Origin of the sequence: Mesorhizobium sp. M7A.F.Ca.AU.002.02.1.1 (assembly GCF_003998535.1) — a bacterium.
GTDB classification, from domain to species: Bacteria; Pseudomonadota; Alphaproteobacteria; order Rhizobiales; family Rhizobiaceae; genus Mesorhizobium; species Mesorhizobium ciceri.
The window spans coordinates 1-4987 of the sequence record NZ_RZPB01000464.1 but is presented as its reverse complement, the minus strand read 5'-3'; the positions used below and the strand labels follow the sequence as shown (position 1 = coordinate 4987).

The following is a 4987-nucleotide window of genomic DNA, read 5'->3' as shown; positions in this document are numbered from 1 at the left end:
GATACTGCGTCAGGTGTTGCGTTATTAGGGCTGGGTTCCGTGCATTCGGGCTCATGCTCCAACGAAAAAGAAGTGCATGGCCGATCTGTTCAGCGTCGATGAACCGGAAAAGACGCCGCCTGGGCGGCCGCTGGCCGACAGGCTGCGGCCGAGGAACCTTGGCGAGGTCGTCGGCCAGGAGCATCTGACGGGGCCTGACGGCGCGCTGACCCGGTTGATCGGTTCCGGCTCGCTCGGCTCGATGATTTTCTGGGGGCCGCCCGGCACCGGCAAGACCACCGTGGCGCGGTTGCTCGCCGGTGAAACGAGTCTCGCCTTCGAGCAGATATCGGCTGTCTTTTCCGGCGTCGCCGACCTGAAAAAGGTGTTCGAATCAGCCAAATTGCGCCGTGCCAATGGCCGCCAGACCTTGCTGTTCGTCGACGAGATCCATCGCTTCAACCGCGCGCAGCAGGACAGTTTCCTCCCGGTCATGGAGGACGGGACAGTCGTGCTGGTTGGCGCCACGACCGAAAACCCGTCCTTCGAACTGAATGCCGCTTTGTTGTCACGCGCGCGCGTTCTGGTCTTCCATTCGCTTGGCGAGGAGAGCATCTCCAAGCTGATGGCGCGGGCGGAGGAGACCGAGGGCAGGGCGCTGCCGCTCGACGACGAGGCGCGGGCCATGCTCATCCGCATGAGCGATGGCGACGGCCGCGCCTCTCTTACCCTGGCAGAGGAAGTCTGGCGAGCAGCCAAGCCCGGCGAGGTCTTCGATTCCGAGGGTCTGCAGCGCATCGTCCAGCGCCGCGCGCCAATCTACGACAAGGGCCAGGACGGCCATTACAATCTGATCTCGGCGCTGCACAAATCGGTACGCGGTTCAGATCCTGACGCGGCTCTCTACTATCTCGCACGCATGTTCGATGCCGGCGAGGATCCGCTCTATCTAGGCCGCCGGCTGGTGCGCATGGCCATGGAAGACATCGGCCTTGCCGACCCGCAGGCGCTTGTCGTCGCCAATGCCGCCAAGGATGCCTACGACTATCTCGGCTCGCCCGAGGGCGAACTCGCCTTTGCCGAGGCCACCGTCTATCTCGCCACCGCGCCCAAATCCAACGCCGTCTACAACGCTTTCAAGGCCGCCACGCGGGCCGCCAAGGAACACGGCTCGCTGCTGCCGCCCAAGCACATCCTCAACGCGCCGACCAAGCTGATGAAAGAGGAGGATTACGGCGCGGGCTACCGCTACGACCATGACGAGCCGGATGCCTTTTCGGGGCAGGATTATTTTCCGGAGAAGATGGGTCGCCAGACCTTCTATGATCCGCCCGAGCGCGGCTTCGAGCGCGATATCAGGAAGCGGCTCGATTATTGGGCAAAGCTGCGCAAAGAGCGGGAATAGCCGGGTTGCGTGAGGCTATTGACCAGATCCAGCAGGCAGCCAGCCGGCCGCGGTAGCAGGGCCGTTGTGTGGTAACCCAAAAAACCTTATCAAGGCGCACGACCGGGCGGTGGCCATTGCCTTGATTTGGGCACCTCATTCGCAACAGGATCGCGCTTGGCGCGTGGAAAAATGACAAAAAATCTTCGCAAATCCCTTCGCAAATTCGCCATTGCCATCCCGCTTCTCGCCCTTGGCTTCTATTTCATCCCCATCCTGACGACGATCTTCATCGTCTGCGGCCTGATCGACGTGCTGCGCAACGACCGCAAGGATCTGTCGCTGTTCTCAGGCTATTTTCTCGGCAACGGCCTGTTCACCTGGCTGCTTTCGCCGTTCAACCTGCTGGTCGACCTCTTGTGCTACAGAAATCCTGGCGTGTGGAAGCTGGAGCAGTTTCCCGCCGACTATCAGCGCGAGGTCAACGAGGTCCTGGACATCTTCAAGGCGCGCAAGGATGAGATCATCGCCGATATCGATGCCAATTTCGGCGCCGGCCGGCGCGGCATGTATGTCTACCAGTGGTACGGCAAGCACAGGATCGACAACGTCGCCGAGTTCAACAAGGATTTCAAATACATCAAGACCATCGCCGTTTCCGTCTTCAGCAAGCGCGAATCGACGTCCTGGCATTTCGGCCCGCTGCGGCTCAGCTTGCGCATCCTCTACAATCTGATCCCGGTGAAGTCGGAGATTTTCGTCGAGTGCGGCAACGTCAAGAATTACTGGTACGACAATCCGCTGTTCATCTTCGACGACACGCTGCTGCATCGCTCGGTCAACGAGTATGACGGCCGCCGCTACTGCGTGTTCATGGACATTATCAGGCCATCGCCGGTTCCCCGCCTCATCGCGGGTATGCTGGCCATCGTCTCGGTGAGCGTCGAGCGCATCAATTCCATGTTCTACAAGAACTGGAAAATGATCGGTTCGACCAAGCCGAAGAATGCCGGGACGACCTGAGCTTTGGAAAATCGGCGCTGCCGGCCCTGCCGGCAGCGTTTGGGTGCTCTGCATGTGAGACTTGGCCAATCCTTGTCGGCCGCTCATGCGCCGGAACGGATCCTGGCTGCATAAACGGTAGTCCGGGCTGGCTTTGATAGTTCTGCCTCTTCTCCTTCTGGCGGCCGCAAGTGACGAAGAACAAATCTCTCGGATTTTGGGCAACGACATATGTGTGCACCGCTCTTGTGGGAATTGCTCTTGCTCTCATCTATGTAGAGCTTGAACAGCCTGTCTATTACTGGGACTTCGCTGCCTATTTCGACACGTTTAGCCGGCAGGGCACGCTCTTGGTTCAGAGCCCTCTCGAGTGGCTCAGCCATTTGAGGACCTCGATCGCCACCGACGACTACAGTGCGGCGATCCTGGTGCCGCTGATGCCGTTTTACATCATTTTTGGCGATTCGAGGTTTTCCTACATCGCCGGAATAGTCGCTGTTTACCTGGTTCCGACCGCTCTTCTCATCGGCAGAACAAGCTATCTGGAGGCGGCGACCGGGACGCCTTCATGCCGAAGCTGGCTCACCGTATGGATTGCGGCCTTTCTCTACACGCCCTTCTGGGCGGCGACGCTTCGTGGGTTGCCGGACATTGCCGGCTGTCTCGCGCTTTGCGCGGCAACCTATTTTCTCTGGAAATCGAGGTTCCTGACCCGTGAACCGGTGATCAGCGGCATGCGTGTCGGCGTATGCCTGTGGTTGGCATTCGTGCTGCGCCGCTGGTATGCTTATCCCGTCATCGGGGTCGGAACTTCCGCGGCCTTCTTCTGTTTTCTGCAGGTCGCGAAAGACCGCGACGTCCCGGCACTCCGCAATGCCGCCGTCGGGGGCCTGTGTGTGATCCTCGTGGTTGTCGGAGCCGCGCTGACCTTCCAGCAACCCCTGGTCCTCAAGATACTGGGAACCAGCTATGGCGACCTTTACAGCGGATACAAGACAAGCTTCGTTTCACAGGTTGACCAGGCAGGATCGCGGCTCAGCTATGTGAACTGGCTGTTGATCGTATTTGGCGCTTACATCTCCATCATACGCCAAAACAGATTTTCCCTGTTCTGTGCCGTTGCTTCGGTACTTACCTTCTTCCTCTTCACCCGCATGCAGGACCCGGATCGCCACCATTCGGTGCCAATGTTTCTTTGGCTTTTTCCTGCCTACGCCCAGGCAATCGTTGCGATCGTTTCGATGCCGGCGCTGAGATCGCGATGGTCGAACGCCGCGATAGCCGTTGCCGCCGTGCTGGCGTTTTTCGGTACTTTTTTCCCAATTGGCCGCCAGGTGCTGTCACCGATCAGCTACGTCTTTGCCAGGGAAGCCACGCTCCCGCTGCAACTCGACAATCTTCCAGAATACAGGCGTCTTATCGATGACCTTCTTGGAAAGATGGGACCTGGGGACCGGTTGTCGGTATTTGCGTCCAGCGGGATCATGAGCGACTCATTGCTCTATGAAATGGACAAGGACCTTTACCCTCGCATCGAGTGGGCTTGTCAGGTCGATAGTCGCGATCGATTCAGACCGGCGGCGTTGAAGTCCAAATACGTTGTCGTGACCGATCCGCCCGTTACCCATCTGCAGCCGGGTGCGCAGCTCTGTGTCTCGATACCGGACCAATACATTGTCGAGGGCAAAGGCATCGGCGCAGCATACAGGCGCATCGCGGCGTACCAGCTGTCCGGCGACGTCAAGGGCTACCTCTACGAACAGGCGCGCCCTATCGGCAAAACGGAGATCGATGACCTCTATAACGAGTTCAGGAAAAAATATCCGGGATGGGCAACGCCTGAGTGGTGACGAGCTCGGCTGGTCCGTGCGGTTGCGCCCACAACGAGGGATTGACCGGGCAGCCCTGCGGGGGCAGTAAACGGTCATGTTCAATCTGTTTCTCGTCTTCCTCGGTGGCGGCATCGGTGCCGGGATTCGTCACCTTACCAACATCGGCGCGCTGCGTTTTGTCGGCCCCAACTATCCCTGGGGCACGATGGCCATCAACGTCATCGGCTCCTTCGCCATGGGGCTGTTCATCGCCTCCATGATGCGCCGTGGCGGATCGAACGAGGTCAGGCTGTTCGTTGCCACCGGCATTCTTGGCGGCTTCACCACCTTCTCAGCCTTTTCGCTCGATTTCGCGACGCTGTGGGAGCGGGGAGCCACGCTGCCTGCGCTGGGTTATGCCCTTGCCAGCGTCATTGGCGCCATTATCGCCCTGTTTCTGGGACTTTGGCTCGCAAGAAGCCTGCCTTAGTGCTATTGCCGCGCCAAGAACAGGCCGAGCTTGGCTCGGGAAACGGATAAGCGACAAAAAACATGGCAGGCGTTGAACAGATCACGGTGGAAGCCGGCGAGGCGGGCATGCGGCTCGACCGCTGGTTCAAGACCCATTTCCCGGGCCTTGGTTTCGGCCATTTGCAGAAGCTTCTGCGCTCCGGCCAGATCCGTGTCGACGGCGGCCGGGTCAAGGCCGACACCCGTGTCGAGCCCGGCCAGATGGTTCGCGTCCCACCGCTCGAGGTTGACAAGAAGGGCGAGAGTGCGCTGACCGGCCACTCGATCCGCAACCAGGGCG

5 protein-coding genes are annotated in these 4987 nt (G+C 59.7%); all 5 read left to right on the top strand.

The window, feature by feature from the left end; genetic code table 11:
* Nucleotides 1–76: 76 nt before the first annotated feature.
* The gene (locus EN879_RS24150; RefSeq protein ID WP_063168069.1) at nt 77–1384 is read left to right on the top strand and encodes a replication-associated recombination protein A; all 1308 of its coding nucleotides are present in this window, start codon (nt 77–79) and stop codon (nt 1382–1384) included.
* Between the two features lie 171 nt (nt 1385–1555).
* Complete coding sequence (locus tag EN879_RS24145) at nt 1556–2386, top strand: aspartyl/asparaginyl beta-hydroxylase domain-containing protein (protein ID WP_063168068.1); 831 nt, start codon at nt 1556–1558, stop codon at nt 2384–2386.
* Between the two features lie 170 nt (nt 2387–2556).
* Complete coding sequence (locus EN879_RS24140; RefSeq protein ID WP_063168067.1) at nt 2557–4215, top strand: hypothetical protein; 1659 nt, start codon at nt 2557–2559, stop codon at nt 4213–4215.
* A 76-nt stretch (nt 4216–4291) separates the two neighbouring features.
* Complete coding sequence (crcB, locus tag EN879_RS24135) at nt 4292–4666, top strand: fluoride efflux transporter CrcB (RefSeq protein WP_063168066.1); 375 nt, start codon at nt 4292–4294, stop codon at nt 4664–4666.
* 62 nt (nt 4667–4728) lie between these two features.
* Nucleotides 4729–4987, top strand: a 259-nt coding sequence (locus tag EN879_RS24130) for a S4 domain-containing protein (RefSeq protein ID WP_281034605.1), incomplete at its 3' end; no start/stop codon positions are given.